The 1,495-nt window shown below is 45.2% G+C and carries 2 protein-coding genes; both read left to right on the forward strand.

The annotated features are described in order from the left end of the window. Nucleotides 1-796: HD domain-containing phosphohydrolase (locus A3729_RS18845; RefSeq protein WP_156498022.1), on the forward strand; the 796-nt coding region annotated here is incomplete at its 5' end. 2 nt (nucleotides 797-798) lie between these two features. Continuing rightward, nucleotides 799-1,482 carry a DNA-3-methyladenine glycosylase I gene (locus A3729_RS18850; RefSeq protein WP_068510459.1) on the forward strand — a complete coding sequence of 228 codons (684 nt, stop codon included), beginning with the start codon at nucleotides 799-801 and terminating at the stop codon, nucleotides 1,480-1,482. The last annotated feature ends 13 nt before the right edge of the window (nucleotides 1,483-1,495 follow it).

Here is a 1,495-nt window from a genome sequence, read left to right on the forward strand (position 1 = left end):
GAATATGTACCTTTATTACCAGAATCATACCTTGTTTGAGGTGATGAATGGTGACCTGGAACAGCGAGTGCCGGTAGTCAGTCATGATGAGTTTGGGCGTATGGCTGAGGGTACCAATGCGATGATTGCCAGTTTGCAGCAGCATAGGGACGAACTTCAATTGACTCGAGATGTGTCTGTGCTAGCGCTAGCTTCGCTTGCAGAAACCCGGGACAATGAAACCGGTGGCCATATTCTGAGAACTCAGCATTACGTCCGTGTGCTAGCGGAACATTTGAGTGCACATCCCGACTTCAAAGACTATCTGGATGCTGAGACGGTGGATCTTTTATATAAGTCGGCACCTTTGCATGATGTGGGTAAAGTAGGTATTCCAGATAGTATCTTGCTCAAGCCAGGCAAGCTAACAGATGAAGAGTTCATGATCATGAAAACGCATGCGCAATTGGGGGCAGACTCTTTAGCGGTTGCCGAAGCCCGCTTGGGAAGCAATTCTTTCTTGCGTTATGCACGAGAGATTGCCGCCTCTCATCATGAAAAATGGGATGGTAGCGGATATCCTCAAGGCTTAAAGGGTGATGCTATTCCACTGTCTGCGCGTTTAATGGCTTTGGCAGATGTCTACGATGCTTTGATTAGTAAACGTGTATACAAGCCAGCTTTTGATCATGACAAAGCTAAGTCAATTATCCTTGATGGTGAAGGGAGCCACTTCGACCCCAGAGTGGTGGCTGCTTTCATATCGTGTGAGGGCGAGTTTACGGAGATTGCAGCAGAATATAAGGATGACCATTAGCGATGATGTCTTTTACGGAAATTGAAGAAAGAGCCTATGCTCGTCACGGCGGGGCAATGCAAGTTAATGCCACGCTTAACTCCCCCTTATCCTCAGATGAAATTTTAGCGATATCTGATGACCGTTGGCTATCTGCCTTCTCAAAGATAGTCTTTCAGACAGGGTTTAACTGGAGTGTCATTGACAATAAATGGCCCGCCTTTGAAGAAGCCTTCGCTAACTTCAATTTGCGATATTGCGCGTCATTGTCTGATGAGGCGTTAGAAGAGAAAATGAAAGGCGGCAAGATTGTTAAGCATTGGGCAAAGGTTAGTTCAATTCGAGAAAATGCGATGTTCTTACTAGATCTTATAGAAGAGCACCGTTCTCTAGGTGAGTTTTTTGCATCCTGGAAAGCTGAAGATTTCACAGATAATATTCAGTTGCTAAAAGCGCGTGGAAATCGTTTGGGTGGACGGGTTGGTCAGATAGCTCTACGGCGACTAGGTGTAGATACCTTGGTTCTTTCAGCTGATGTTGTTGGAGCTCTAGCGCAAGCTGGTAGCATTAACAAGATGCCGAATTCAAAGAAAGCTTGGGCTTTGTTACAAGAAACGATTGATCAATGGCAGGCAGAAACAGCTTATTCCCTGAATAAAATTAGCCAGCTTTTAGGTTTGTCATACGGTGATATTTATGAGCGTTAAGCCTTCCTTTACT

The organism is Oleiphilus sp. HI0043 (genome assembly GCF_001634935.1).

Coding starts and splice junctions, on each gene's coding strand:
- A3729_RS18850 (WP_068510459.1), top strand. CDS start 799: ATGATGTCTTTTACGGAAATTGAAGAAAGAGCCTATGCTCGTCACGGC.